Annotated in this window: 1 protein-coding gene; it reads right to left on the bottom strand. The window is 66.9% G+C overall.

The features are described from left to right. Nucleotides 1-538 (bottom strand): molybdopterin-dependent oxidoreductase (locus RHBS_RS28520; protein ID WP_145977685.1); only part of this gene is annotated, 538 nt, incomplete at both ends.

The raw sequence follows: 538 nt of genomic DNA, 5'->3' as shown, positions 1-538 counted from the left end.
CCGCCAGTTTCGAGGCCGCCGCCAGACCGCCCGGCACGGAGCCGAGCCGCTCGCCCACGAGCACGATCGCACCGGGCTCTCGGAGGAGCTGGGCAATCGCTTCGGTGCCACGATCGCCGACGTGCAACGCATCGAGCCACCCCGGTTCGTCACCGGGAATCGACTGCAGCAGGATGCCGTCGAGCTTTCGTAGGCCCCTGGTGGAGAACGGTGCGATCGACGCCACCACCACCGCGCTCGTGCGGTGCGCCTTCCGAAGCCTCAGGAACACCAGTGGTGATTCTTCCTCGGGCTCGAAGCCGACGAGCAACACCACCGGTGCGTTCTCGAGGTCGGTGTAGGTGACCCCCAACCCGGTCGCTGCGATTCGACCGGCCAGGAAGTCCGCTTCCTCGGCGCTGTGGCTGCGATTGCGAAAGTCGATATCGTTGGTGTGCAGCACTGTTCGAGCAAACTTGGAGTACGCGTAGGCGTCCTCGAAGGTCGACCTTCCGCCGATCAGCACCGCGGCCCGGCCGACCGATGCGGCCAGCCCCGA

This window comes from Rhodococcus sp. BS-15 (assembly GCF_000813105.1).
GTDB lineage: Bacteria > Actinomycetota > Actinomycetes > Mycobacteriales > Mycobacteriaceae > Rhodococcoides.
This window is presented reverse-complemented; position numbering and strand designations above follow the sequence as displayed.